This is a genomic window from Gammaproteobacteria bacterium (assembly GCA_016705365.1).
Classification (GTDB): domain Bacteria; phylum Pseudomonadota; class Gammaproteobacteria; order Pseudomonadales; family UBA5518; genus UBA5518.
Genome location: JADIYI010000008.1, coordinates 973,426 through 998,910, shown reverse-complemented (window position 1 = coordinate 998,910; position 25,485 = coordinate 973,426). Strand labels below are relative to the sequence as shown.

Below are 25,485 nucleotides of genomic sequence, written 5' to 3'. Positions count from 1 at the left end.
TCCTGCATGGTATAGAGTCCGCGGGGCGCCGCGCCGACTCAGTCGCGATAACGCAACACCAGGTCCTGGTAGGCATCGATGCGGCGGTCGCGCAGAAACGGCCAGATCCGCCGCACCTGCTCGCTGCGCCCCGGATCGATCGCGGCATGCAGCACTTCGGCGCTTCCGGTCCCGGCCGTTGCCAGCATCTCGCCCTGGGGACCCGCGACGAAACTGTGGCCCCAGAACTCCAGTCCCGGATTGTGACCTGAAGGGTCAGGCTCGAACCCGATGCGGTTGCACACCACCACCGGGATGCCATTGGCCACCGCGTGCGCGCGCTGCACCGTGACCCAGGCATCGCGCTGACGGGTCTTTTCCTCGGTCGTGTCGCGTGGATCCCAGCCGATGGCGGTGGGGTAGAGAAGCAGATCGGCGCCGGCCAGCGCCATCAGCCGCGCGGCTTCCGGGTACCACTGATCCCAGCACACCAGCACCCCGAGCTTGCCGAGCGAGGTCCGGATCGGGGTGAATCCGATATCGCCCGGCGTGAAATAGAATTTCTCGTAGTACGCCGGATCATCGGGAATGTGCATCTTGCGATAGCGGCCCGCGATGCTGCCATCGCGCTCGAAGACCACGGCCGTGTTGTGATACAGGCCGGGGGCACGCCGCTCGAACAGCGAGGCCACCAGCACGATGCCGAGCTCGCGAGCCAGCGCTCCGAAATACTCGCAACTCGGACCGGGCACCGGTTCGGCACGATCGAAACAGGCCACGTCCTCTACCTGGCAGAAATACGGACCGGTATGCAGCTCCTGCAACAACACCAGCTGCGCGCCCGCACCGGCCGCGCTGCGCAGCATGGCTGCGCTGGTCTCGAGGTTGGCTTCGCGGTCATCGCCGCACGCGTGCTGGATGCACGCCACGTTCAGCAGGCGGTTCATGGCGGTCCTCCGGACAAATGGACGCTGGATTATAGCGGCGCCAGAACGCCCGCCGGCAACTGCATCGTGATGCAGTGCAGCGAACCGTATTGCCGGATCAACGGCAGACAATCGATCGCGATGATGTCGCGCCCGGGAAAGCAGTGCGCGATCTGCGCGAGTGCCGCCTGGTCCGCGGCGTCACGGTAGCTCGGCACCAGCACGGCGCCGTTGATCAGCAGGAAATTGGCATAGGTGGCCGGCAGACGTTTGCCCTCGACGTTACGCTTCGCGGCCGGCCACGGCAGTGGCACCAGCCGATAGGGCGCGCCGCGTTGATCGCGCAAGGCCATCAATTCCTGTTCCATGGCCGCCAGCGCCGGATGATGGGCATCGTGTGGATCGTCGCAACGCACGTAGGCAATGGTTCCCGGATCGCAGAAGCGCGCCAGGGTGTCGATATGGCTGTCGGTGTCGTCGCCTTCCAGGAAGCCGTGCTCCAGCCACAATACCCGCTGCAGCCCGAACAGCTCGCCCAGGCGCTGCTCGATCTGTGCGCGCGAGAAGGCCGGATTGCGACCCGGCGCGAGCAGGCAGGTGGCAGTGGTCAGCAGCACGCCGGCGCCATCGGACTCGATGGCGCCGCCCTCGAGCACGAAATCGATGGCATCGAGCGGCGTGCTCCCGAAGCTGCCCGCGGCCGCAAGGGTGGCGCTGATCCGGTCATCCAGCGCCGCCTCGTACTTCCCGCCCCATCCGTTGAAGCGGAAATCGAGCAGGCGCGGCGAGCCTTCGTCGAACACCGTGATCGGTCCATGATCGCGCGCCCAGCTGTCATTCGAACCGGCAATGCACAGCTGCACCCGCGCCGACGCCACGCCGCCCGCATCCAGCAGCGCCTGTACATGCTCGCGGTGCTGCGCATCGCGCACACACACCAGCAGGCGCTCGCGCGCACAGACGGCACGGGCAATCTCGACATAGACCGGTTCGACTTCGGCCAGGAAGGGCCGCCAGTCGCTCTGGTCGTGGGGCCAGGTCAGCAGCACGCCGTCCTGGGGCTCCCACTCCGCGGGCAGGCGACGCGCTGCGGAGTTCTCGCTGCTGTTCACGGCATCTCCTGGTGGTGACTGGTTTGGCGCGGCGCCGAAGTGTAAACGAATCACGTTTTCGCTGCCGCAGCTGTCCGTTATTTCGCGGAGCCGGCGATGGTACGATGAACCGGCATCACGCACCGGATACGACCGCCCCGTTGGACACGCCTTTCAGCCAGAAAATTGCCACCCGCCTGCGTGAGCTGCGCGGCGTGGCGTTGCTGTGCGCGATGCTGGCGCTTGCTGCGGCGGCGGTGGCCGAGCCGCCGCAGTTGAAGATCAAGGGTCTGACACGCGGCGCCGCGCAGAACCTGCGCATCCACCTTGGCGCGCTGGGTGACGAACTTTCACGGGATACATTGCGTAGTCGGCGAATGATCGACAAGGCGTTGCACAACGCGCTGCAGCCTTTCGGCTACTACGCCGCGCAATACTCCCTGAAGCGGGAGAACGGCTTGCTCACGATCACCGTCGAGCGAGGACCACGGGTGCTGTTCATCCCTCCCGACATACAGGTCGGGACCCCGGCGGATACGCACCCCGCGATCGCAAAAATGGTTCGCGAAGCCCCAGTCGGCGCCGGCAAGCCGCTGTTGCACGAGCGCTACGACGATTTTCGCGACGAGCTGTTGCAGACCAGCCGCAGACTCGGGTTTTTCGAGGCCCGCTACACGCTGTCGGAGCTGCGGGTCGATGCGGCCCGGCTCGAGGCCCAGGCACGCCTGCATCTGGAGCCCGGCCCGCGCTATTCCTTTGCCGAGACCCGTATCAGCGGCACACAGGTGGATACCGCATTGCTCGCCATGCTGGCCGGGTTTCAAGCGGGCGATCCGTTCGACCGCGAGCTGGTCGCGCGTTTCGAGCGGCGTCTGCGTGATACCGGGTATTTCCGCGAGTTGGTGCTGAAGGTCGAGCGCGAGCCCGAGGCGAAGGCGCGGGTTATCGTGCTCGCACAGGACAACAGCACCACGCGCTACGATGTGGGCGCGGGCTTCAGCACCGATTCCGACCTGCGGCTGCGTTTCAACCGCCACACCCCGCTCATCAACAGCGCCGGGCACTCGCTCAGCATCGAGTCGGAAATCTCGGAACCGCGCCAGACGGTAGAGGGCATCTACCGCATACCGCATCATGACCCGCTGGACGACATCCTGGAGCTCACCTCGGGTCTGCAGGGAAAGCGCATCGAGGACACCGACTCGAAGGTAGCCACCATGGGGATTCGCCATGCCCTGAAGCTGTTTGGCGACTGGTCCTACAACTACGGCGTGAGCGCCGAGTTCGAGCGTTACACGGTTGGCAGCGAGACCGAGAAGGATGTCGCCTACCTGCTCCCGGCAACCAGCATCAGCCGCACCCGGCTGGACCCGGGCATCGACCCGATGAGCGGCTACAGTTACTGGAGTTCGTTCGACTTCAGCACCCGCGAACTCGGGGCCTCGGCCGATTTCACCCGCTGGCGCGGCAGCGCCAAGTGGCTGTTCAAGCTACCCGACAACAACACCACGCTGCTCAGTCGCGTGGAACTCGGCGCCATCTGGACCGACGGCTTCAACCAGGTTCCCGCATCGCTGCGCTTTGCCGCGGGCGGTGACAACAGCATTCGCGGCTACGACATCGAATCAATCGGCCCGCGCGATGCCAACGGCAAGCTGACGGGTGGCCGCTACCTGAGCGTCGGCAGCATGGAAATATCGCGTCGCGTGCTGCCCACCTGGCGCATTGCCGCGTTTGTGGACGGCGGCAGCGCGTTCAACGAAAAGCACGACAAGTTCTACCAGAGCGCCGGTATCGGCGTGCGCTGGTTGTCGCCGGTCGGACAGATACGCGTCGATATCGCGATGCCGGTCCAGGATCGCGAGAATTCCGGCTTCAAGCTGCATATCAGCATGGGGCCACCGTTATGAAGGCGCTTTCCGTCACGGCACGCCGCGCACTGCTGGCGCTCGCCCTGTTCGCCGGCCTGGCAGCGCTGCTCATCAGCCTCGGCTCGACGTCGCGCGCTACTGCCCTGCTGGCAGAACTGATCAACCGCCTGGATCCGCGACTGCTGCTCGAGCACCGGGACGGCAACCTGCTGCACGGCCGATTCGACCGCATCGCCTGGCGCGATGGCGAGCTGCAGATCGTGCTGCTCGATGTTGCCTGGGAGCTCGACCCGCTCTGTCTGCGCCGCCGCACCGTGTGTTTCGACACCCTGCGAATCGGCGCAGTGGAGATACACACCGCCAGCGCCGCGGCTGACGACGGGCCGTTTGCGCTCGCGCCGCTGGCGCTGCCGCTGGCGATAGAACTGCAACAAGGAACACTCGGTTCACTCGGCATATGGCGCGGCGACCAGCAACTGCTGCAGCTTGGGGATATCGAACTGCAGGGAGCGCTCGAGGGCAGTGTGCTGAGCGCGGGGCGCCTCGCGGCAAGCCACGACGGGATTCATGCCGTGATCGAGGGTCGCATCGATCTGCGCGATCAGCTGCCGATCGATGCCCGCGCTCGCCTCAGCCGGGGAGACGCGCTCGGCGCGGATCTCGACGCACACGGCGATCTCGCCAGGCTCGAATTCAGCGCTCAAAGCGACGGTGATTACGTCGCGAATGCCACGGGCTGGATCGCCCCGCTGGCAACCCCGATTGCACTCGAAGTCGAGGTGCAAAACCGGGCGCCGCTGCAACTCGCCGCCGACGGCGATGGTTTCTTCACGCTCGGCGAAGGCGAGCTTGCGCTGCGCGGAACGCTGGATACTATCGACGCCACGCTGGACGCCAGCCTGCACTCGCCGACACTCGGCGAAAATGCCCTGCGCGGACAGGCGAGCTGGAGCTCCGGGGTGCTGCAGCTGAAGCGGGTTGTGCTCGACGGCGAGGCCGGAGAACTCACGGTGAGCGGAACGCTCGGCACGGACGCGACACTGGCGTTCGATATCGAAACCAGCCTGAGCGATTTCTGCGCGCCGGGCTGGTCGCCCGCCGTGCAATGCAAATTGAGTGGCCACGCGCAAATCGTCGGCACGCTCGGTAGCCCGTCACCGCTGGTATCGATCGCTGCCCGGCTCGCGGGCAGCGTCAACGGCTTCCCGGCCACCATCGCCGGTCGCGTGCAGACACTGGCTGCGGGGCGCTGGCGCTTCGAGGACGTGCTGATCGGGAGCGGCATCAACACGCTGCGGATCAACGGCGAATATGGCGAGCGAGTCGCGCTCGAGGGCACGCTCGAAATCGGCGATCTGGCGCAGACGCTGAGCGGTGCAACGGGGAGCGGCGGCGGAAGCCTGGCAATCTCCGGGACCGCGGCCGAGCCGCGATTGCTTGGCACGCTGCGGATGGAGCGGCTTTCATACGAGGGCATGGATGCCGCGGTGGTCGAAGTCAACGCGTCGTCGCCGGGTTGGCCGGCGCAGGCCGGCAGCCTGAAGCTCACGCTGCACGATGCGCACGCCGCAGGTCTCGACATCGAGACACTCGCGATCCGCGCCGATGGAACGGACTCCGCGCACACCCTGCGGCTGAGCGCGAACAGCTCCGCAGGGAAGCTCGAACTCGAATGCCGGGGCGCGCGCCAGGCAACCCGCGACTGGCAGGGGCGCTGCAGCCGCTTGCAGCTCGATCCGGTGATCGGTACCACGCGCTGGACCCTGGATCACGAGATCGCGATGAACTGGCGCCAGGCGAAAACCGCACTCGCCATCGCCCCGTTCTGCCTGCGCAGCGGAACCTCTTCCCTGTGCAGCGAGGAGAACGCGGTATTCGAGCCCGGCACGTTTCGCGGCGTTGCGTTGCACGCCGCAGCGCTGCCGCTGGATCTGCCGGATTCATGGATGCCCGCGGAGCTGCAGGCCGAGGGCACCTTCGATCTGCGCCTTGCCGCCCGGCGCGAACCCGATGCTGAAACTGTCATGGACGGGGAGCTTTCTGCCCACGCACTTTCCATCACGGCACTGGCGGCGGGCAGCGAGTTGCCCCTGGCGATCAGCGATCTTTCGGCAACGCTGAACGGCAATGGCGATCGCGCGCAACTCGACTGGCAGTTCGGCATCGGCGAGTCGGGCCGCTGCAGCGGCGCCATCACGATGAGGCAACCGGGCGCCGCGGGGACCCTGAAAGGGCATATCGATCTGCGCGCAATCGATGTCGCACCCTTCTTTTTCGTGATGCCCGGAGTAGTGGATGCCGCCGGCATGCTCGAGGGCGTGATCGATGTCGAGGGTCCATTGGTCGACCCGCGCCTGTCCGGCTACATCGAACTGCGTGACGGACGCTTCGCTCACGAGAGTCTTCCTGCCGCGGTCGACAGCTATGCGCTGAAAGTCGATTTCGGCGGTGCCGAAGCACAGCTCCAGGGGCACTTCGAAACTGTCGCCGGCAACGGCACCATCGATGGCACGGTGTTGTGGCTCGACGAGGACTGGGCCGCGAACCTGCACCTGCAAGCCGAGCGCCTGCTGCTGGAACCCATACCCGGCAGCAAGCTGACGCTCGCGCCCGATGTGCATATTGCACTCGGGCCCGATCTGGCCACGGTGACCGGTGAAGTATCGATCCCGCAGGCGGACATCCACCTCGAGCGTTTGCCCGAGACGGCAGTCAGCGTATCGCCGGACACGGTGATCGTCGGTGCCGAAGCACCCGCCGCGGGTTTCGATTATGCGCTCGACCTGCGGCTTCACCTCGGCGACCAGGTGCAGTTTCGCGGCCTGGGTGCCGATGCGCGCCTGGGTGGCTCGATCGAGCTGCGCAAACAGCCCGGTGACAGCTTCCAGGGACGCGGCGAGATCAGCATCGTCGATGGCCGCTACAGCGCCTACGGACAGACCCTGGAGATCACCGAGGGTCGCTTCATCTTCCGCGACACGCTGAGTCGCCCCGACCTGCGCATCACCGCGGAGCGCACGATCGAGGACGAGCCGATACGCGTCGGGGTGCGGGTACGCGGCGATGCGCGCAATCCCGATGTACGGGTGTTCTCGTCACCGCCCATGGAGGAAAACCGGGCGCTTTATTACCTGCTGACCGGGCGCGCACCCGCGGAGAACACCGACACGGACCTCGCGGTCGCGAGCGTGATGATGCAGATGGGCCTCTCGGGCACCAGCAAGCTGACCGGCGGCCTCATGCACCAATTCGGGATCGAGGACTTCCAGATCGATGCGCGCAAGGTCGAGGGCGGAACCGAGGTGCATCTCAGCGGTTATCTCACCTCGGACATCCAGTTCCGCTACGGCGTGTCGACATTCGACAAGGTCAACACCTTCAGATTGCGTTACCGGCTTGCGCGCCAGGTTTTCGTGGAGGGCATTTCCGGCGTCGAGAATGCGGTGGACTTCCTGTATTCTTTCGAGCGCTGAACGCGCCTGCCCGGGGGGCGCGCCAACGAGCCTCGATGCAAGGTAGTTCCAGGACCATGAATGAAGCCGAATTCACCCTGCCCGAGCTGTCCGACGGGCTGCGCGATGCGGAGATCGTGCAGTGGCATGTGGCCCCCGGCGACACCGTCAGCACCGGCCAGGCGCTGGTCTCGATCGAGACCGACAAGGCGGTTGCGGAAATTCCCTCGCCCCGCGATGCACACATCGCGCGCCTGTGCGTCGCCGAGGGAGATATAGTCAGCGTCGGCGCCACGCTGCTGGTATTCGGCAATGCACCGCTCAGCGTCAGGAGCGCAAGCAGCGCTGCTGCGGAGAGCAACCTGAAGCAGGCGCTGGCTTCACCCGCCGCGCGCCAACTGGTGCGCGAGATGCGGCTCGAGCTGGAAGCGATCCGCGACAGCGCCCCGCAGGGCGCAGTTTCCCCGGGAGACGCACCACTCTTCGCTGCTGCTGCCCCCGCGCATGACCCGGGCACGAGTGTTCGTGCCACGATGAGCGCCAGCGCGTTCGCCGCGCTGCCCGTGATCATCGAAACCGCAATCAATGGTGCGACCCAGCCCGCGCGAAACCCGCACGTCCCGGTGACCGTGGAGGCGATCACCCGCGATGCGATTGCCTGTCTGCGCGCCGGCGCCTCGATCGTGCATACGCACGCGCCGCTCGGCGATTTCGGCCTGCCGCCCGAGCAGGCGGCCGCGCGTTACTTCGAGAGCTACCGGGCCATCCTCGCCGCCGAACCCGATGCGCTTCTCTACCCGACAATCGGCGGCGGCAGCACCATGAGCGAGCGCCTCGCGCATATCGACATACTCGCCGGCGCAGGGGTGTTGCGTATCGGGCTGATGGATCCGGGAAGCATGATCCTCGGCTGGGCCGGCGCCGACGGCGCGCCGAGCCACGACAGCTTTTTGTACATCAACACGTTTGCCGACATGGAGACTGCACTCGCGCAGGCCACACGCCACCGTCTCGGGATCAGCCTCGCGATCTACGAGCCAGGCTTTCTGCGCAATGCGCTCGTGTACTGGCGACTCGGGCGTCTGCCCCCGGGCGCCATGATCAAGTTCTATTTTGGCGGCGACGCCGGTTATTTCGGCTCGGGACAGGGTGTGAGCTTTGGTCTGCCGCCGACCGCAAAAGCGCTCGATGCCTACCTGGAAATGCTGCAACTCGCGGGTTGCGAGCTGCCGTGGTCGGTCGCGGTGATGGGCGGTGACCTGTTCGAGACGCCCGTCGCACGCCTGGCGCTCGAACGCGGCGGGCACCTGCACACCGGGCTGGAAGATCATCTTGGCAGCGGGCAGCCCGACAATGTGGAACTCACCCGCCGCGCCGTGCAATTGTGCAATGAAGTCGGGCGCCCGGTCGCTACCGCCGCGCAGGCCGCGCTGATGCTCGAGCTGCCGCGGATAACCGCAGCCGCATCCGGCTAGCCGATCAGCGCCTCAGGACCCGCTCGCGGAAATAGCGTGGCTCCTCTTCGATACCGAGAATCTCCCGGCGCAGCAGATCGAGCGCGGTCGCTGCGACCATGGTCTGGAACAACTTGCGCGCCACCGGGAAATACAGCTGCCTGGCGCGCAGCCGGCCCTGCCCGCCCCAGCAGATCCATACCGTTCCGACTGGTTTGTCGGCACTGCCCCCATCGGGCCCGGCCACTCCGGATACCGATACCACGTGCTCGGCACCACTCAGCGCGAGGGCGCCGCGGGCCATTTCGCGCACCACCTGCTCGCTCACCGCGCCGTGCTCGGCCAGCGTATGCGCCTCGACCCCGAGCAGCTGCTGCTTGATGCGGTTCGAATAACTCACCACGCCGGCCTCATAGACCGCCGAAGCGCCCGGCACCTCGGTGAGCATCGCCGCAATCAGCCCGCCGGTGCAGGATTCGGCGGTCGCGACCCGCTGCCCCGCCCTGCCCAGCAACTCGACCACGCAGCGCGCCAGGCTCGTGTCACCGGTACCGATGATGTAATCGCCGAAAAGCTCCCGCACCCGCTGTTCGCAGGCGAGCCGATCCCGCTCGTCGGCGGCGCGAAGGCTCGAAATCTTCAGCTCCAGCGTCGGCGCGCCGGCACGAAAACCCAGCTCGATATGCGGCGGCCAGTCGGGACACTGCTCGCTCAGGAGCTGCTGCAAACCGGACTCGCCGATACCGAAAAACTGCAGGCGGGTGATCACCACCCTATCGGCGGCAGGAAACTGCGCGCCAAGCCACGGCACGATTTCCCGGTCGAGCATCACGCGCAATTCGCCGGGCACGCCGGGAGTACAGAGAATCTCGCAATCGCGGTAACGCACGCGAAAACCCACCGCGCTGCCGACGGCGTTGGGGATCACCGCGGCTCCCGCGGGCAACATCGCCTGCTTGCGATTCGCCGCATTCATCGCATAGCCACGCTGCGCGCTCCATGCCTCGAGGTGCGCCAGCGCGACGGCGCTTTCCTCGAGCGGCACACCGCACACGGCAGCCAGTGCCTCCGCGGTCAGGTCATCCCGGGTCGGGCCCAGCCCGCCGTTCACGATGAGCACATCGCTGGCGCTGGCCAGGCGCTCGAGCTCCGCACACAACAGGTCCCGATCGTCGCCGATGGTGTGCTTGGCGCAGACCTGCAGGCTCAGCGGTTCGAGTTTCCGCGCAATCAGCGCCGAATTGCTGTCCACCGTGACTCCGCTCATCAACTCGTTGCCGGTCAGCAGAAGCCGCAATTCCAAATCCATTCCTCCATGGCGGGTCCGGCTCGATTGTCTCGGACCCCGTTTAGCGCAGAGAATACACCAGCCCGTTATCCCCATGCCTTGCCAGGGAGCCAGAACAGCGCGTGGAAAACCGACGAATCGGCGAACTCCTGATCGATGCGAAAATCGTGCATCCGCAGGATGTCGAGAAGGCGCTGCAATTACAGGCCGCCGCCGGCGGGCGGCTCGGCACGATCCTGTTTCGAACCGGCGCGCTGTCCGAGGAGGCGCTGCTGCGCGTGCTGGCGCTGCAACTCGATGCCCCGGTGCTCGGCGTGGACGCGCCGATACCCGACGAGAGCCAGATGCTGCAGGGCGCGCTCGAGTCGGGCATACCGCTCGACTGGTTCCTCGACCAGCGCGTGCTGATGTGGCAGATGCCCGATGGCACGATCGGCTGGACCGCGCAGGACCCGCTTGCCTCGCTGGTGCTGCAATCGCTCGCCGCGCGCTCCGCCGGAGCACCGCTCGCAATGCATCTCGCACGCCGCCACGATATCGATCGCTGCCTCGATTACCTTGGCCGCGAGCGGGCGATGGATGAACTCGCCACCGGCACCGACAAGGCATTGCGCGAACTGGCCGAGGAAGCGCCGATCATCGAACTGGTCAACAACATCCTCTCGCAAGCCGTGGAAGCCAAGGCATCCGATATCCACATCGAGGCCGGCGAGTCGCTGTTCGTGGTGCGCATCCGGGTCGATGGTGTGCTGCACCAGCGCATGACCCAACCCATGGATCGTTTTGCCGCGGTGGCTTCGCGCATCAAGCTCATCTCGGGCGCCGATATCGCCGAGCGCCGCCTGCCGCAGGACGGGCGCATGAGCACGCGGGTGAGCGGGCGCGAGTTCGATGTGCGCGTCTCGACCGCACCGGATGTCCATGGCGAGTCGATCGTGCTGCGACTGCTGCCCAAGGAGCGCGCCGACCTCGATCTGGAACACCTCGGAATGGAACCCGATCATCTCGCGCTGATGGGCGAGTGGGCGCGCGAGGCGCACGGCATCATCCTCGTGACCGGGCCGACCGGCTCGGGCAAATCGACCACCCTGTACTCGATGCTGACTGCCGCCAACGATGGCATCCGCAAGATGATCACGGTCGAGGACCCGGTGGAATTCCAGCTCAGCGGCATCACCCAGATTCAGGCGCGCGCGGACATCGGTTACACCTTTGCGCGCGCGCTGCGCGCAATCCTGCGCCAGGATCCGGACGTGATCATGATCGGCGAGATCCGTGACCTCGAAACCGCCGAGATCGCGATCCAGGCGGCGCTGACCGGTCACCTGGTGCTGTCCACGCTGCATACCAACGATGCCGCTTCGGCCTTCACCCGCCTGATCAACATGGGCATCGAACCGTTCCTTGCTGCCGCGCCGGTGCGTGGCCTGCAGGCCCAGCGCCTGGTACGCATGCTGTGTCATGCCTGCCGCGAACCGAGCACCGTGCCACAGAACATTCTCGACGAAGTCAGCGCAATCGTGGCCTGGAGTGGCGAGCAGGACTGGCACCATGCGCGCGGCTGCAAGGCCTGCCAGGGCACCGGTTACCGGGGCCGCACCGGGATCTACGAGATGATCCCGGTCGATGAGCAGTTGCAGGCGCTGGTCGCGCGCAATATCGCGCAGGATCAGATCAAGTCCCATGTGCTCGCACGCGGCTGGCGGACCCTGCGCCAGGACGGGCTGTTGAAAGCAAGCCGCGGGATCAGTTCGGTCGAGGAAGTGATGCGCGTCGTGAGTCATTGAGATGCGCTTTGCCTACGAGTTGCTGAGCGCCGATGGCAAACTCGAGCGTGGCACGCTGGAAGCCGCCAACGAGGGCGAGGCCCGGCGCCAGCTGCAGCGTCAGGGTGCAACCGTGCTCGGCATCGGCGCGCACGTGCCCGCCGGCGGCGGCGGTGCGGCCTCGAGCGCGGAAATCCTGCTGGCATTCACCGAGCTCACCACGCTGCTGCATTCGGGGCTCGGCATCGCGGAATCCGTGGCCTCGATCGCCAGCGCCCACGAGCGCGATGCGCTGCGGGTGACGCTGGAGGCGCTGGGGCGCGCGATCGCCCAGGGCAAATCATTTGCCGAGGCGTTGCGGCTGTGCGGAGTGCGCCTGCCGGAATATTTTTTCCAGCTCGCTGCGGCCGGCGAGATGACCGGCAAGCTCGCCGAGAGCCTCGACGAGGCCGTCGCCCAGTACGCGTATCAGCAGGAAGTTGCCGGTGACCTCCGCAACGCGCTGATCTACCCTGCGGTGCTGGTCGGTTCGGGCATTCTGGGCGTCGGGGTGATGTTCGCCTTCGTGGTGCCGCGCTTTGCCGGCATGCTGCAGGACGCCGCGCAGCTGCCCTGGCTGGCATGGGCAGTGCTGAGCGCAGGCAGCTTTCTGAACCGCAACCTGCTGACCTGCCTGCTGCTGGTCGCGGCGCTGGTGGCGGGTGTGGTCTACGCGCTGCGCCGGCCCGGCGTACGCGCCGCGCTGCTCGACCGGCTCGCGCACTGGCCGGTGCTGGGTCCCTGGCTGACGGAATCCGAGACCACCTCGTGGGCGGCGCTGCTCGGCGCGCTGCTCGGACAGGGCGTGCCGATGCTCGATTCGCTGGCACTCGCCAACCGCGGCGTGCGGCTGGCCTCGCGGCGGCGCCGGCTCGAGGCCGCGGCGCGCGCGGTGAAAGCCGGACTGTCGTTGTCGAAAGCGCTCGAGGAACAGGGCGCTTTCGACGCCACGGCTTACAATCTGTTGCGTACCGGCGAGCGCGCGGGCCGATTGCCCGACATGCTCAAGGCACTGGCGGCGCTGAGCGGCAAGAGCAGTCGCAACCGGATGAAGCGCGTACTGCTGCTGATCGAGCCACTGTCGATCCTGCTGATCGGCACCGCCATCGGCACTATCGTGATCGGCATCGTGCTCGCCATTACCAGCGTGTCCGACATCCCGCTCTAGTGTAGGTCGTCATACGGTTTGTAACTTATTAAGTTTTTCTCTACCGCGCATCACCTTCTCCAGAATGTCGCTCGCAGATTTGGTCCATATGTAAGGCGCTGGTGCTTTATTGTGCCTTTCAATGAACGCCATGACCGACTCTTCCAACTCGCCCACACTACTGAATACACCCCGCTTCAACTGCTTCTCAGATAGCTCGCGAAAGAACCGCTCCACCATGTTTAACCACGATGCGCTGGTCGGCGTGAAGTGCACATGGAATCGCTTGTGGTACTTCAACCAGCTTTTTACTTTCGGATGCTTATGCGTTGCGTAGTTGTCACAAATAATGTGAATCTCTTTATCCTTGGCCGTCGTCTTGTTGATCTCGCGGAGAAATACCAGCCATTCCTGATGTCGATGCCGCTGGGCTGGTACCCAGCACTTCACCCGTCAGGGTGTTCAGCGCGGCAAACAGCGTCGTAGTGCCGTTGCGTTTGTAATCATGCGTCATGGTCGCTGCCTTGCCTTTTTTCATGGGCAGGCCCGGCTGCGTTCTATCCAGTGCTTGTATCTGACTTTTTTCATCACAACTGAAAACGATGGCATTTTCAGGCGGTGATATATAAAGACCGACAATCGCCTCCAGCTTCTCGGCGAACTCTTTATCGTTTGATAGCTTGAACGTGCTTATCCGGTGCGGTTTCAAGCCGTGGCGCTTCCAGATCCGGGCCACCGTTGACATGCTAATGGCTGCTTTCTCCGCCATCAGGCGCTGGCCCCAATGGGTGGCATTTTCCGGCGTCGTTTGCGTTGTAAGCCTGATCACCTGGGCAACCTTGCGTGAACTGATCTTCGGTTTGCGCCCTGGTCGCGGTGCGTCCTGGCTGATGCCATCGATTCCACTCTCGGCGTAGCGCTGTCTCCAGCGACCCGCCTTCTGTCTTGTAACGCCCAGCGCTTCAGCAATCTCTTCGTTCGTTCGACTCTTGCCGGCCAGCAAGACAATTTGCGAACGTTCTGCGAGGCGGACCGATACCGAGCGTGACTTTGATAGTTTGCTCAGGTGCGCAACTTCCTCGTCGGATAAGACAATTTTTACTGCAACGCGCACAAAAAGCCCTCTCTGTCTGCAAGAGCCTATATGTTACACTATTTATGGCGATCTATACTAGATGGGTTCGTGCGCTGGTGCGCACGAGAGGAGGTCACCTGTGTCCACCAGCTTCGGGCCTCGGTGCTGGAAGCGTACCGCCGTTCACTGGTCACCCACCGCAGTGCGCTCGATGCGTCGCTCGCCCCCGGTACGATCCGCAACCGTCTGACGGCCGTGCTGTTGCTCTGCCAAGCGCTGTATCGCCGTCGGCTCATCCGGACCGACCCCACGGCAGATTTCGTTCTGCCCCGGCTACCCGGCGACTGCCGCGCGGCATCCTCAGTGTGCGGAGATCGAAGTCATTTGTACCCAGTCCCAGCGCCAGGGGCTCCAGGGGCATCCGGGATCGCGCGCTCGTTGAAGTGCTATACGCCACAGGCATACGGCGCATCGAGCTCTCCCGTCTCGATCTCCGCGATGTAGACCTCGAGGTCGGCACCGTCGTGGTCCGTCGTGCAAGGGCGGGCACGACCGGCGGGTGCCGATGCATGCGCGGGCCTGCAGTTGGGTGCAGCGCTATCTCCGGGAGGTGCGTCCGGCCTTGAAGGCGAGGAAAGCGCCCAGGCGCTGTTTCTCTCGAACTACGGCACACGCATCTCCCGAAGCACACTGACCCGCAAAATTGCGCAATACATTCGGCGCAGCGGCAGTTTGGTCTCTGGCGCCTGCTCGGTGTTCCGCCACTCGGCAGCAACCCACATGCTCGATCACGGGGCCGATATCCGCTACATCCAGGAATTTCTCGGACACGCGGATATCAGCACGACGCAGATCTATACGCATGTCTCGCAGCGCGAACTGCGCGCGGTCTACACACGAACGCATCCGTTGGCACGTGAATAGTAAGGGAACGCCCCTACGCCACCACTCGCTTCGGCTTATCAAGCCCCTCTGGGCCCTTCTCCGGCGTGCAAATCCCGCCGCTTGTGGATGACGGCAATACCTCGATCAGAGTTAGTCATTCTTGATCTGATAGAGGATCCGGTAGGAGTAGAGCGACAACTCGCGCACGGTGTCGTCGTTTAGCTCAGGGACTACCCGTCCCAAGCGGGGCAACGCATCCAGGCCACTGGTTTTTTGCACCAGGGCCTCGCTGACTCGCATCGCGTAGAGCGGCGAATCTTGGGCAATATAGTCGTGAATATGGCGAAGCTGAGCCTTGGCGTGGGCCGTCCACGTCACCACGACTGGATATCCTCAATCATCCTCAACCCGCTGAGTGTTCCCCTCGATGGCGTCCCGTTGCCCGCGCCAATGTTCTCCAGCACGTACAACCGGTACATGATCTCCTCCATGTCTGCCGTGTCCGGCAACTTTTGGATCGCTTCAAGGGCTTTCTGCTTGACGCTTTGGATCTGCATGGTCAACTCCTCGGAAATCGAGCGACAGGCACACGGTGCTGCCTTGCTTGGCAGTTAGTCTAACACCGCCAACCGCGGGTATTGTTAGTGGCACCGGCGCAATCGCGCTGCGCGATTTCATCACTCAGGATCGGCTGAATGCGGCCGTGCCAGGTTCGCTAAATGCCAGGCACCCTGCCATTCGCACGCCCGCAGACGCGAGTTCATCCACATGGATGGCGCAGGCCGCTATGTCGCAAGGTCGCGGCTCGCGCACAGGATCGAATTTGCGGCAAGGCGCCCTGCAATTGCGACAGATTGAGTTAGAAGCGAAGAACCATTTTCGCTCTCGGTGTGTCTACCCGGTAACCCTCCTTGGAGGTGACCTCATGCACATACACCGATCCTGTCCGCTTGCCGACGCTGCAGTACTGTATCTCGATGACTGCCTCTCCCGCGGGCAGAGCAGCTTGACCATTGCGAACAAACGCTGGATTCTCGATGGGTTCGTGCGATGGTGCGCGATCGCGGGCTTCACTCACGCCCACCAGCTCCGCGCCTCGGTGCTGGAAGCCTACCGCCGTTCACTGGTCACCCACCGCAGTGCGCTCGATGCGTCGCTTGCCCCGGGAACGATCCGCAACCGTCTGACGGCCGTGCTGTTGCTCTGCCAGGCGCTGTATCGCCGCCGGCTGATCCGGACCGACCCGACGGCAGATTTCGTTCTGCCCCGGCTACCCCGGCGACTGCCGCGCGGCATCCTCAGTGTGCGTGAGATCGAAGTCATTTGTACCCAGTCGCAGCGCCGGGGTATCAGGGGCATCCGGGATCGCGCGCTCGTCGAGGTGCTCTACGCCACCGGGATACGCCGTGTTGAGCTCACACGGCTCGATCTCCCCGACGTGGACCTTGAGGTCGGTACCGTCGTGGTCCGTCGGGGCAAGGGTGGGCACGACCGGCGGGTCCCGATGCATGCACGTGCCTGCCAGTGGGTGCATCACTATCTTCGAGAGGTGCGTCCTGCCCTTGAATGCGACGAGAGCGCCCAGGCGCTGTTTCTGTCAAATTACGGCACACGCATCTCCCGAAGCACACTGACCCGCAAAATTGGGCAATACATTCGGCGCAGCGGCAGTTTGGTCTCTGGCGCCTGCTCGGTGTTCCGCCACTCGGCAGCAACCCACATGCTCGATCACGGGGCCGATATCCGCTACATCCAGGAATTTCTCGGACACGCGGATATCAGCACGACGCAGATCTATACGCATGTCTCGCAGCGCGAGTTGCGCGCGGTCTATGCCCGGGCGCATCCGCTGGCGCGCGGGCAGTAGGGGGTCGTCGACCCAGAGTCCTGGTCGTGAACCCAGTCGTGAACCCAGGGCTAGCTACACAGGGTGTACTGCTGGCACTATGGGGGCAGAGGAAACGGCAATGAGCGAAATTGCTTTTGTAGTGGAGAATGCGCCGGAAGGCGGCTTCAGTGCCCACGCGGTTGGAGAATCCATCCACACGCAAGCGGAGCCAGAGGATGAACTCCACGACCGCGTAAGGGATGCCGTACGCTGTCATTTCGAGGACGGCGGACCCGATAGTAAAATTTTGTCAATCGAACTTTCACCAGCCGCGAGTAATCTCATGCCACTCTTTAACGCAGTGGATCACGATCGTGGCAGCCGACGACAAGGCGTTCCATGAGCCGCTGGGGCAGCGCATCGCGCAAGTGCCGAAGCCCAAGCAGCGCTTCGTCATGGAGATGCTGGATACCGTGTTGTAACAGGCCTCGTGAGGAGAAGCCCATGCAAAGCGTCAAGCAAATCGTGCATAACATCGCCGATCACCTGCCGGAACAGGCCACGCTCGATGACGCGATGTATGCGCTGTACGTCCGTCAGAAACTCGAACGCGCGCGGCAAGCGGCCAAGGAAGGCCGGGTAACCTCACAAGAAGAAATGGAACGGCGTTTCCTGCCTCATGCGCGTTGAGTGGTCCGATCCGGCACGCGACGATCTCGACGACCTCCATCGCTACATCAGTCGCGATTCCGTCCATTACGCCCACGCCTTCGCCGAGCGCATCCTGCGCGCCACGCGGCGGCTGGGGGAGTTTCCGGAAAGCGGGCGGCATGTGCCGGAAGACGATACCCGGCAGACCCGCGAGTTGATCGTCCAGGGCTATCGCGTGATGTATTCCGTCGAAGCGGATCATGTCCTGGTCCTCGCCGTGATGAGCGGCAGTCGCGATCTCACGAATCCCGCGCTTCAGCCCTGGCCGCACTGAGCAACGAAGACCGATCAACCAGCCGGCGACATTTGCGGAAAGCGTAAACGGAACCGCCCGGTAGTGCCGCGCGGTGGATGGGGAAATTGCGGCTAAGAAGAGAATGGCAAATGTAACGTCAAACGCCGACTCCTTTTGCACCGAGCCGTGCCGCTTTTGTCGACATGTCCTTTATCGGTACGCTGTTGTCATTCAAAAGAAGGCTGCGAATTTCGAGTAATCCTGGTTCATCAAGATCCAATTTCAGAACCTCATTTGCTATAACAAGTCTTCGATAAATATCTGACGACCTCCAAAGCTCATAGTCCGGCTTACCCGATATTTGTTTTGCCGGAAAGTGCTGGACCCCATCTTCAATGTCTCCATAAACCAGCCTGGCAAATTCGGAATCCTCCTGCCCATTTGGCCACTGCTCGTAGAATTCCTCGATTGTCATCGACCCATCAAGTGCCCTACGGCAGATCTTCGCAACTATCGATTTCCATTCGTTGTATGCATTCATCATCACTACCATGGCCAGTGCTTAACCGTTCCCGGAACATCAATGTGCGGGCGATTTACCATCTCCCCGTCCAACTTGAATTTGTGCCAGTCAGCTCTAATCAGGTTCTTGCCATACCGGTCCACGCCAACTCCTGCACCGCCAGCGTTAGGGTAACGCCTTACCCATGTACTGAATCCGGCTCTTGCCGCCACTGCACCTCCCATGGCGACTCCACCTTCGACGGTCCCAGCAACGTGACCAGCGCTATACAGCCCAGATTCGTAATTGACCCCTTCGTCAATACTCAACGCGCCACGAACCGCATGGAGATCTCCGAATCCAAAAGTGATACTTCTATAAACGCCGTCGCCAAACCCCGTTACTCCATCAACAAGCCCTTGGGGTGCGGACGGTAAGTTCATCGCAAGTAACGGGTTCCCTTCAGAATCGTAATATCCGGTCGGATCGTTAATGTCCGAATCCTGGTAGGTGAGGCCGTCGCCTTCGGAGTAGTCTCCGCTGCTGCTGCCGATCTCCGCAGCCGCCGCCATAAACGCCCCCGTCATAGCCCCATTTGCGAACTTCCCTCCCTGCAACACGGTTATCGTTCCCCCCAAAACGCCACTGGCGGCAATGTTGAGCGTATGTTGCCCGACATCCCCTGCGGCTCCCCAGCCGAACCCGGCGCCATCCAGCCCCGCGAACGCCGCCGCGCTGAAGGCGCCGATCGCCGCCCCCTGCAGGACGTTCCCGCCGTTGACCGCCGCGCTCGATCCTCCCGCGATGGCACCGTACACCGCGCTCTGCCAGATGCCGTAGCCCAGCGGGTGCCATGCGAGTAGCGCACCGCCGATCTCCCCGACGTGGACCTTGAGGTCGGTACCGTCGTGGTCCGTCGGAGCAAGGGTGGGCACGACCGGCGGGTCCCGATGCATGCACGTGCCTGCCAGTGGGTGCATCACTATCTTCGAGAGGTGCGTCCTGCCCTTGAATGCGACGAGAGCGGCCAGGCGCTGTTCCTGTCAAATTACGGCACACGCATCTCCCGCAGCACGCTGAGTCGCAAGATCGGGCAATACATTCGACGCAGCGGTGCGCTGGTTTCCGGTGCCTGCTCGGTTTTCCGCCATTCGGCGGCAACGCACATGCTCGATCACGGGGCCGATATCCGCTACATCCAGGAATTTCTGGGACATGCGGATATCAGCACGACACAGTTCTACACGCATGTCTCGCAGCGGGAACTGCGCGCGGTCTATGCCCGGACGCATCCGCTGGCGCGGGAGGCAGATGCGTCGGCGCCACCCGCCGCGGGAGCCAGAGGTGTTGTCTGACCGCTTCAATAAATTGTTGTCCGTACATTGTCCGGGCGATAAGATGTGGGCATTCCGTGTTCGACGAGGTGATAAGTGAGCTCCCTGAAGGTTTCAAAGTCCGAGCGCATCGATGTGCGCGCAAGCGCCGCGGTGAAGCAACTGCTGCAGGAAGCAGCGCGCGCAGCGCACAAGAGTGTCAGCGAGTTCCTGCTGGACGCCGCTGTGGTCGCAGCGTCGCAGGCACTTGCGGACCGCCGACAATTCACTTTGGGGGAGGCGCAGTGGCGCGCCTTTCAGGCGGCGCTGGACCGACCCGTGCAGAACAAGCCCCGGCTCAAGAAGCTCCTCAGCGACCCCGGGGTGTCGGGTTGACGTCGGGCTATTCCGCAATTCACAAGCTCGGTGCCGAGGACCAGGTTGATGGGTTCGATTGCGCAGAGCCCGCGCTCAATCAATTCCTGCAGCGCTTGGCGCTGGTGAACCAGAGAGCGAATAGCGCCCAAACGTACGTCTGCTGCCAGGGCGACCGCGTTGCTGCCGGCTTCTATAGTCTGACGGTCGGCAGTGTTGAACCGCAGGCCGCGCCAACGAGGGCAAGCAAAGGGCTGGCTCGCCACCCCGTGCCGGTAATGATTCTCGCCCGCCTTGCCGTGGACCAGGACCATCAGCGCAAGCGTTTGGGACAGGCGCTGCTCCGTGACGCGTTATTGCGCACTGTTCAGGCTGCGGATATCGCGGGAATCCGTTGTCTGCTCGTTCACGCCAAGGACGATGCCGCGCGCCAGTGGTACCTGTCCTGGGAATTCGAGCCCAGTCCGACGGATCCGTATCACCTGTTCCTGATGATCAAGGATCTGAAGGCGATGCTATGAGCGGATTCCGGGCGAGGGCACTTTGGCCCAACCTCATGCATCCACATGGATGGCGTAACAAGTACCTCGGGGCAGCGGCGTGAATCAGCGCGCCGCCCGTACGACGCAAGCAGAATCAGGAGCTAAGCTCAGTCAACCCACGACTTGCACGTTCAGACCGTGGACCCTGCGGAAGGCTTTGTCGCCCGTCAGGAATATGTGATCCGAGCCAAGTTGCAAACAACTCGCGGCTTGCAGGGCGTCGGGTGTTCGCAGTCCATGCTTGACGCGAATAGCGGCAGCTAATTCGACAACATCCCTGGTCAGTTCCACCCAGAGCAGGTCTGGCCGGCCGAAGAACGCATCGTACGCGGCAAGCGTGGTCAGATCATTGGCTTTCATCGGTCCGACCCGACACTCCAGCCACGTCATGCGGCTTAGCGCGGAGACGAGCTCAGGGTGCTTTTTCGTTATGGTGCTCAATTCTCGTCGCACTTTGCCCGCGAACGGTTGCTTGCCCTCGATCAAGTAGATCAGCGCGCTCGCGTCGAAGCAGGCAATCACCAGGAGCGCTCGCTGGCCAAGTCTGCGTCTATTCGTGCCTTGCTTCGCTTGCCGCTCGAAGGCTGTGCGAGCAGCCATTGAATTGCGGTCATCCCGCCACCGCTTGGCGCCTTGCCCTGAGTGAGACGCTGGTATTCGTCCTCAGAAAGCACCACGGCGGCGGGCTTGTTGCGCTTGACGATATGCACGGGCCCTTTGCGTAGGCCCTCCTCGATGGCCGCCATGCCGCGGCGCTTGATTTCAGCAGCAGTGAGCGTGTTGTTCATGGTGCATCCGAAAAGTACTGAATATCGGCAAAGAATACCGATATCAATACTGTTAGGCAATCGCTTTAAGTTACCTGCAGCGCCCGCGCCCTCCGTGGTGCAAAGGAGCAATCCGCAATCAGCCAGTCCTGCCGGATTGCAGCAATGTTGGTGGCTCGCCATGCTGACAAGCTGGTGTGGTCTTCGCGCCATCCGCATGGATGACATCGCTGCCACGCGGTCGGCGAGGAGCTACAAGGCTCGGCGCTGCACCTGCCCATACCTGCTGGCACGAAAAGTAGCTGTCACCGAAGGCAGCGCGAACATTTCGCGGCGTGTGGAACCCATCCGCTGCAAAAGAGTGTGCGGCGCGGGCTTTTACGGTTGCTCACATGCAACACATTAGCTAGGATTAGCTAACCTATATTGCCCTCCACTGAGGTTTCCGCACATGGGAATCACCCAGGTAAACATGCATGAGGCCAAAAGCCGACTTTCGGAACTCGCCGAGCTGGCTCAGCGCGGTGAGATCGTGATCATTGCAAAGGCGGGCAAGCCATATCTCGACCTGTTGCCACACCGCGAGCAGCGCAAGCCGCGCCGCGCCGGTCGCCTGGCTGGGCGCATTCGCCTGGCCGATGACTTCGATGACACACCTGCCGATGTAATCGAGGCCTTCGAGGGCCAATCATGAGGCGTGTGCTTCTCGATACGCATACGCTACTCTGGTGGCTCGGGGACGATCCGCGCCTCGGTCCAGATGCGCGAACGATAATAGCGGACGAGCGCAATGACGCATTCGTGAGCGCCGTGAGCAGTTGGGAGATATCGATCAAGAAATCACTCGGAAAGCTGGAGGCGCCTGCGGATCTCGGAGCGATCATCGAGGACGAGGGCTTCAGTCCGTTGGCCATCACGCTCTTTCATGGAGAGCGTGCCGGTTCTCTGGCGCAGCTACATCGCGATCCGTTCGATCGGATGCTGGTCGCGCAGGCCCAGGCCGAGGGCCTGGAGCTAATCACCGCAGATGCCAGATTGGCGGAGTACGGAGTTCGCACTGTCAACGCGCTTCGATAGCGCTATTTCAGCTGCACAGTTCCAACCGCAACTGGATCCCTAGTGCGGCACTTGTGTCATTCGCATCCAGCAACCGATTTACCACCATGCGACTGGTGTGCATGCGGGCCGCCATTTCAGTCCGGGTGACGCTCTTGGATTTCATGGCTTCCGCCAACCGCCAGGCAATCACTCGTTTTGTTGGCTGCGGACCGGCCAGTGTAGGGTACACTTGGCACTCCTCCTAACAGAGCGTCTTGCGCCGAATTGAAGGTGTTGTGATGCATGACATTTCTGTACGCAGATGCCGCAACTGACGGGTTCGGACTTGCGCGGAACCGAAAAAGTGAAGTCGATCCTTGGTGTATTTCGATGAACAGACAGCGAGCGCTCGATTTGTTGCGCCGCAGCAAGCCGGAATTGCAGGCCCAATTCGGCGTGACTCGGCTGGCACTTTTTGGATCGACCGCCCGCGATGCAGCATCGACCAACAGTGATGTCGATGTTCTGGTCGCCTTTGATGGTCCTGCAACCTCCAGGCGTTACTTCGGCGTGCAGTTCTATCTTGAGGACCTGCTCGGGTGCCCAATCGACCTGGTTACCGAGAAAGCTTTGCGTCCGGAGCTACGTCCTTACATCGAACGGGAGCGGCTCATTGTCTGATACCTCCCTGCGCGAATGGCGCTTTTATCTGGACGACATGCTGGATTTCGCCGGCAGGGTGCTGACATACACCGAAGGCTGGACCAGTCCGGTTTCGTTGCGAGCGGCCTCGCCTATGACGCGACGCTGCGCAACCTGGAGCTTATCGGTGAAGCCGCCACCCATGTACCGGACGAAATACGGGCGGCGCATCCCGAAATCCCTTGGCGAATGATCATCGCGACCCGCAATCGCCTCATTCACGGTTATCTAGGCATCGACGACGACACTCTCTGGAGCATCATTCGAGTTGACGTCCCCGAGATTCTGCCGCCACTGCAGGCCCTGAGGCATACGGTCGAGCAACAGTAAGCCCGGCAGGAGCGATCTAAACTTCGATCATTGGCCACTCCGACTCCAATGCAGTCCTCAGGGCAGCCCGGGGGTGCTCATCCCGGTGTTCCCACTCCTGCACGCCGTCCGAATGCCCACCCTGATCGCGTGACACCCCGACTACACAGCCACGACTCCAGCGCGCACATACCCGCTCGGATCCGTCTCATAGAGCGGATTGTTGCTGAGGTAGCTGTAGCGGTTGTAGTCCTGTGTATCGATGGGGCTCTGAACAACGATATCCGCCTGCATGAATCGCCCCAGGCGCGGGTCTTAAGTGTGCTCGCTCATGTGGATGGTGAAGTTGGCCGCTATTTATGCCTCATCGACAAAATTCATTTCGCATGTGATGCCGAATTGGTGTTTGCTGAGGCGAACCACCGGCGCAGATGGCGGTGCCTGTTGCCCGCCACAGTACGGTTGAATCTCACGTATTGTGCTCGCGGAAATGAGTGGGCTTTATCGTAGCGAGATCCAAGGATTGATTACGGTCAGACCCGGCAATTCGAAGTCGCGGCTGTTGCGCGTCACGAGTGATAACTCGTGATGTATGGCAGTCGCTGCGAGCAAGCTGTCCACTGCCGGCAGCGGCCTTCCGGCTTTCGCCAGCAATCTGCCCCAGCAGTCTGCCACCGCCGCGTCGATGTCGAGCACGCGACCGGAAAAGAATGCCGGGACCTCAACTTCGAGCCAATCGAACAGGCGTGTCCTGCGCGGCTCATCGACCAGGCGCTCTACGCCCTTGCGCAGTTCGCCCAGCGTCAGCACGCTGATGTAGAGGGTTGTGGCGGGACGCTGCGCAAACCACTCGCTTACCCCGCTATCGGGCTCCCGACGGCTGAGCTCCGAGAGCACATTGGTATCTACGAGGTAGCTCAGAGCGCTACCTCGCGCGTCAAGCCTGGCTCGCGCTCGAACTCGATATCGGCTTGGGAATGCAGCGGCGAGCGGCGCATGAAATCGACCAGCGAAAGACCGGTTCCCGCCAAGCGGTCGTACTCGGCTCGCGAAACCAGCACGGCAACTGGACGGCCATGCAACGTGATCTCCTGCGGGCCTTCGTGTTCGGCGCCGCGCACCACTTCCGAAAAACGTGCTTTTGCTTCCTGAATTTGCCAGCTCTGCATAGCGGCCACCTCTGACCTGAATGGTCAGACTATAGCGGATACGCCGATCACACGGCAAGCGTGATCGCTCACACTGGTCTCTATCTCACATCGGGGGTGCGGATAAAAACTTGGACTTATTTTATGCCGTAAGTCCAAGACTCTCTCGGTATTCGATGGGGCTGAGAGAGCCAAGGGATATCTTGATCCGCTTCTCGTTGTACCAGCGGATGTAAGAATCGACTACCTGGATGAACTGCTCAATGGTGGTGGTCTTCCAATCCCGAGGGTAGAACAGTTCCGCTTTCAACCGTCCGAAGAAGCCTTCGCATGCAGCGTTGTCTGGCGAGCACCCCTTGCGAGACATCGAGCGAATCAGGTTCGCATCACCGATCCTTGATAGCCACCCAGGCCAGCGGTAGTGGGCGCCACGATCAGAGTGAACGACGGGCCGGCTCTTGCTTTGAGCCACCGTCTCGATGGCAGCATCGAGCACGGTGTCGGCCAGCGCGCAGCCCATGCGCATCAGTGCCTTCGGGCCGAGCGCATTCTCGAAGCGCGAGAGCGTGGGCTGCGAGGCGAGCGCCTCGCCTGTGATCGGATCACGCTCGAGCAGGAGCCTGTGCACCGGATCGGCACCGATGCGCGCCGCGTCGTTGCAGTCCTCGTAGCCGAGGGCGAGCGCGAACACGCGCTGGCGCACGAGGTCCTCGAAGGAGTGGACCACCTTGCCGGCCTGGCGCGTATCCGCGACGCAGGCCGCGATGGCACGGGTCAGGTCGAGGCGTTCATCGCAGGCCTTGAGCAGAACTGCGCCGCCATCGGAACTGCTGTCGGGCTGATCGAACCGGGCAACGACCTGCTTGCCGAAGAGATCGTTGAAAACAACAGACTGTCGTGTGGTATTGTTTTGCACCGGAAGGTCCTTGATGTGCCGAAAACGCCGTGTTGCAACGTCTTTTTAGCACAGATGGGACCTTCCTCATTTGTGAATTCGCGAATAATCCGGGCTAGGCGGCGCGGCGCGTCATCACGAACCGGG

General features: G+C 62.9%; 28 protein-coding genes and 4 pseudogenes. 17 read left to right on the top strand and 15 right to left on the bottom strand.

Annotated features, from left to right (window positions below):
• Window positions 1-38 precede the first annotated feature (38 nt).
• Window positions 39-926, bottom strand: a complete 888-nt coding sequence (locus tag IPF49_12235) for a carbon-nitrogen hydrolase (GenBank protein MBK6288379.1) — start codon at window positions 924-926, stop codon at window positions 39-41.
• 29 nt (window positions 927-955) lie between these two features.
• Window positions 956-2,017, bottom strand: coding sequence for an agmatine deiminase family protein (locus IPF49_12230; protein MBK6288378.1), 1,062 nt, complete (start codon window positions 2,015-2,017; stop codon window positions 956-958).
• 104 nt (window positions 2,018-2,121) lie between these two features.
• Between IPF49_12230 and IPF49_12225 the strand changes: the two genes are divergently transcribed.
• Genes IPF49_12225 through IPF49_12215 form a run of 3 tightly spaced genes read left to right on the top strand, consistent with a single transcriptional unit; the run spans window position 2,122 to window position 8,794 of the window.
• Window positions 2,122-3,906 carry an outer membrane protein assembly factor gene (locus tag IPF49_12225; GenBank protein MBK6288377.1) on the top strand — a complete coding sequence of 595 codons (1,785 nt, stop codon included), beginning with the start codon at window positions 2,122-2,124 and terminating at the stop codon, window positions 3,904-3,906.
• Window positions 3,903-7,340, top strand: a complete 3,438-nt coding sequence (locus IPF49_12220) for a translocation/assembly module TamB domain-containing protein (protein ID MBK6288376.1) — start codon at window positions 3,903-3,905, stop codon at window positions 7,338-7,340. Before IPF49_12225 ends, IPF49_12220 begins: the two co-directional genes overlap by 4 nt.
• Before the next feature lie 56 nt (window positions 7,341-7,396).
• The gene (locus IPF49_12215) at window positions 7,397-8,794 is read left to right on the top strand and encodes a 3-keto-5-aminohexanoate cleavage protein (GenBank protein MBK6288375.1); all 1,398 of its coding nucleotides are present in this window, start codon (window positions 7,397-7,399) and stop codon (window positions 8,792-8,794) included.
• Between the two features lie 4 nt (window positions 8,795-8,798).
• Here the strand turns inward: IPF49_12215 and IPF49_12210 are convergent, their stop codons facing one another.
• Window positions 8,799-10,082 carry a CinA family nicotinamide mononucleotide deamidase-related protein gene (locus IPF49_12210; GenBank protein MBK6288374.1) on the bottom strand — a complete coding sequence of 428 codons (1,284 nt, stop codon included), beginning with the start codon at window positions 10,080-10,082 and terminating at the stop codon, window positions 8,799-8,801.
• A 116-nt stretch (window positions 10,083-10,198) separates the two neighbouring features.
• Between IPF49_12210 and IPF49_12205 the strand changes: the two genes are divergently transcribed.
• Both IPF49_12205 and IPF49_12200 read left to right on the top strand, forming a co-directional pair.
• Window positions 10,199-11,848, top strand: coding sequence for a type II/IV secretion system protein (locus IPF49_12205; GenBank protein MBK6288373.1), 1,650 nt, complete (start codon window positions 10,199-10,201; stop codon window positions 11,846-11,848).
• Window position 11,849: 1 nt separating this feature from the next.
• A complete protein-coding gene (locus IPF49_12200; protein MBK6288372.1) occupies window positions 11,850-13,034 on the top strand; it encodes a type II secretion system F family protein in 1,185 nt (394 codons plus the stop codon).
• Window positions 13,035-13,043: 9 nt separating this feature from the next.
• On the opposite strand, the pseudogene IPF49_12195 reads toward IPF49_12200, so the two are convergent.
• Window positions 13,044-14,127, bottom strand: a pseudogene (locus tag IPF49_12195) (IS630 family transposase).
• Window positions 14,128-14,531: 404 nt separating this feature from the next.
• Here IPF49_12195 and IPF49_12190 point away from each other — a divergent pair.
• Together IPF49_12190 and IPF49_12185 are read left to right on the top strand one after the other, a co-directional pair.
• Complete coding sequence (locus IPF49_12190; GenBank protein ID MBK6288371.1) at window positions 14,532-14,714, top strand: hypothetical protein; 183 nt, start codon at window positions 14,532-14,534, stop codon at window positions 14,712-14,714.
• Window positions 14,674-15,012, top strand: a complete 339-nt coding sequence (locus IPF49_12185) for a tyrosine-type recombinase/integrase (GenBank protein ID MBK6288370.1) — start codon at window positions 14,674-14,676, stop codon at window positions 15,010-15,012. Before IPF49_12190 ends, IPF49_12185 begins: the two co-directional genes overlap by 41 nt.
• A 111-nt stretch (window positions 15,013-15,123) precedes the next feature.
• Here IPF49_12185 and IPF49_12180 read toward each other — a convergent pair whose 3' ends face one another.
• The gene (locus tag IPF49_12180; protein MBK6288369.1) at window positions 15,124-15,354 is read right to left on the bottom strand and encodes a type II toxin-antitoxin system RelE/ParE family toxin; all 231 of its coding nucleotides are present in this window, start codon (window positions 15,352-15,354) and stop codon (window positions 15,124-15,126) included.
• The gene (locus tag IPF49_12175) at window positions 15,348-15,530 is read right to left on the bottom strand and encodes a hypothetical protein (protein ID MBK6288368.1); all 183 of its coding nucleotides are present in this window, start codon (window positions 15,528-15,530) and stop codon (window positions 15,348-15,350) included. The genes IPF49_12180 and IPF49_12175 overlap by 7 nt, the downstream gene beginning before the upstream one ends.
• Before the next feature lie 368 nt (window positions 15,531-15,898).
• On the opposite strand from IPF49_12175, the gene IPF49_12170 reads away from it, so the two are divergent.
• From IPF49_12170 to IPF49_12160, 3 genes are all read left to right on the top strand, one after another.
• A complete protein-coding gene (locus tag IPF49_12170; protein ID MBK6288367.1) occupies window positions 15,899-16,840 on the top strand; it encodes a tyrosine-type recombinase/integrase in 942 nt (313 codons plus the stop codon).
• Window positions 16,841-17,305: 465 nt separating this feature from the next.
• Window positions 17,306-17,491 (top strand): hypothetical protein, encoded by a 186-nt coding sequence (locus IPF49_12165; protein MBK6288366.1) that lies wholly within the window; start codon window positions 17,306-17,308, stop codon window positions 17,489-17,491.
• Window positions 17,481-17,786 carry a type II toxin-antitoxin system RelE/ParE family toxin gene (locus IPF49_12160; GenBank protein MBK6288365.1) on the top strand — a complete coding sequence of 102 codons (306 nt, stop codon included), beginning with the start codon at window positions 17,481-17,483 and terminating at the stop codon, window positions 17,784-17,786. Before IPF49_12165 ends, IPF49_12160 begins: the two co-directional genes overlap by 11 nt.
• A gap of 118 nt (window positions 17,787-17,904) precedes the next feature.
• On the opposite strand, the gene IPF49_12155 is transcribed toward IPF49_12160, so the two are convergent.
• Window positions 17,905-18,222 carry a hypothetical protein gene (locus tag IPF49_12155; GenBank protein ID MBK6288364.1) on the bottom strand — a complete coding sequence of 106 codons (318 nt, stop codon included), beginning with the start codon at window positions 18,220-18,222 and terminating at the stop codon, window positions 17,905-17,907.
• A gap of 71 nt (window positions 18,223-18,293) precedes the next feature.
• Window positions 18,294-19,205, bottom strand: a complete 912-nt coding sequence (locus IPF49_12150) for a hypothetical protein (GenBank protein MBK6288363.1) — start codon at window positions 19,203-19,205, stop codon at window positions 18,294-18,296.
• Between IPF49_12150 and IPF49_12145 the strand changes: the two genes are divergently transcribed.
• From IPF49_12145 to IPF49_12135, 3 genes are all read left to right on the top strand, one after another.
• Complete coding sequence (locus tag IPF49_12145; GenBank protein ID MBK6288362.1) at window positions 19,134-19,604, top strand: tyrosine-type recombinase/integrase; 471 nt, start codon at window positions 19,134-19,136, stop codon at window positions 19,602-19,604. The genes IPF49_12150 and IPF49_12145 overlap by 72 nt on opposite strands.
• Before the next feature lie 75 nt (window positions 19,605-19,679).
• On the top strand, window positions 19,680-19,958 hold the full coding sequence (locus IPF49_12140) for a DUF1778 domain-containing protein (GenBank protein ID MBK6288361.1): 279 nt from the start codon (window positions 19,680-19,682) through the stop codon (window positions 19,956-19,958).
• Window positions 19,955-20,458, top strand: a complete 504-nt coding sequence (locus IPF49_12135) for a GNAT family N-acetyltransferase (GenBank protein MBK6288360.1) — start codon at window positions 19,955-19,957, stop codon at window positions 20,456-20,458. The genes IPF49_12140 and IPF49_12135 overlap by 4 nt, the downstream gene beginning before the upstream one ends.
• A 132-nt stretch (window positions 20,459-20,590) precedes the next feature.
• On the opposite strand, the gene IPF49_12130 is transcribed toward IPF49_12135, so the two are convergent.
• Together IPF49_12130 and IPF49_12125 are read right to left on the bottom strand one after the other, a co-directional pair.
• Window positions 20,591-21,001 (bottom strand): type II toxin-antitoxin system VapC family toxin, encoded by a 411-nt coding sequence (locus IPF49_12130; GenBank protein ID MBK6288359.1) that lies wholly within the window; start codon window positions 20,999-21,001, stop codon window positions 20,591-20,593.
• Window positions 20,998-21,267, bottom strand: a complete 270-nt coding sequence (locus IPF49_12125; protein ID MBK6288358.1) for a type II toxin-antitoxin system prevent-host-death family antitoxin — start codon at window positions 21,265-21,267, stop codon at window positions 20,998-21,000. Before IPF49_12125 ends, IPF49_12130 begins: the two co-directional genes overlap by 4 nt.
• Before the next feature lie 430 nt (window positions 21,268-21,697).
• On the opposite strand from IPF49_12125, the gene IPF49_12120 reads away from it, so the two are divergent.
• Window positions 21,698-21,940 (top strand): type II toxin-antitoxin system prevent-host-death family antitoxin, encoded by a 243-nt coding sequence (locus IPF49_12120; GenBank protein MBK6288357.1) that lies wholly within the window; start codon window positions 21,698-21,700, stop codon window positions 21,938-21,940.
• On the top strand, window positions 21,937-22,323 hold the full coding sequence (locus IPF49_12115; GenBank protein ID MBK6288356.1) for a type II toxin-antitoxin system VapC family toxin: 387 nt from the start codon (window positions 21,937-21,939) through the stop codon (window positions 22,321-22,323). The genes IPF49_12120 and IPF49_12115 overlap by 4 nt, the downstream gene beginning before the upstream one ends.
• A gap of 7 nt (window positions 22,324-22,330) precedes the next feature.
• On the opposite strand, the pseudogene IPF49_12110 reads toward IPF49_12115, so the two are convergent.
• A pseudogene (locus IPF49_12110) lies at window positions 22,331-22,501 on the bottom strand (Fis family transcriptional regulator).
• Window positions 22,502-22,674: 173 nt separating this feature from the next.
• On the opposite strand from IPF49_12110, the gene IPF49_12105 reads away from it, so the two are divergent.
• Window positions 22,675-22,965, top strand: a complete 291-nt coding sequence (locus IPF49_12105) for a nucleotidyltransferase family protein (protein ID MBK6288355.1) — start codon at window positions 22,675-22,677, stop codon at window positions 22,963-22,965.
• A pseudogene (locus IPF49_12100) lies at window positions 22,958-23,316 on the top strand (DUF86 domain-containing protein). Before IPF49_12105 ends, IPF49_12100 begins: the two are co-directional and overlap by 8 nt.
• Before the next feature lie 141 nt (window positions 23,317-23,457).
• Here the strand turns inward: IPF49_12100 and IPF49_12095 are convergent.
• The 4 genes and pseudogenes from IPF49_12095 to IPF49_12080 all read right to left on the bottom strand — a co-directional run bounded on the left by IPF49_12095 (window position 23,458) and on the right by IPF49_12080 (window position 25,359).
• Window positions 23,458-23,628 (bottom strand): annotated as a pseudogene (locus IPF49_12095) (hypothetical protein).
• A 168-nt stretch (window positions 23,629-23,796) separates the two neighbouring features.
• Window positions 23,797-24,216, bottom strand: a complete 420-nt coding sequence (locus tag IPF49_12090; protein ID MBK6288354.1) for a type II toxin-antitoxin system VapC family toxin — start codon at window positions 24,214-24,216, stop codon at window positions 23,797-23,799.
• Window positions 24,213-24,464, bottom strand: a complete 252-nt coding sequence (locus IPF49_12085; GenBank protein MBK6288353.1) for a type II toxin-antitoxin system Phd/YefM family antitoxin — start codon at window positions 24,462-24,464, stop codon at window positions 24,213-24,215. The genes IPF49_12090 and IPF49_12085 overlap by 4 nt, the downstream gene beginning before the upstream one ends.
• A 121-nt stretch (window positions 24,465-24,585) precedes the next feature.
• Window positions 24,586-25,359: a transposase gene (locus IPF49_12080; protein ID MBK6288352.1), complete on the bottom strand. Its 774-nt coding sequence runs from the start codon at window positions 25,357-25,359 to the stop codon at window positions 24,586-24,588.
• Between the last annotated feature and the right edge of the window lie 126 nt (window positions 25,360-25,485).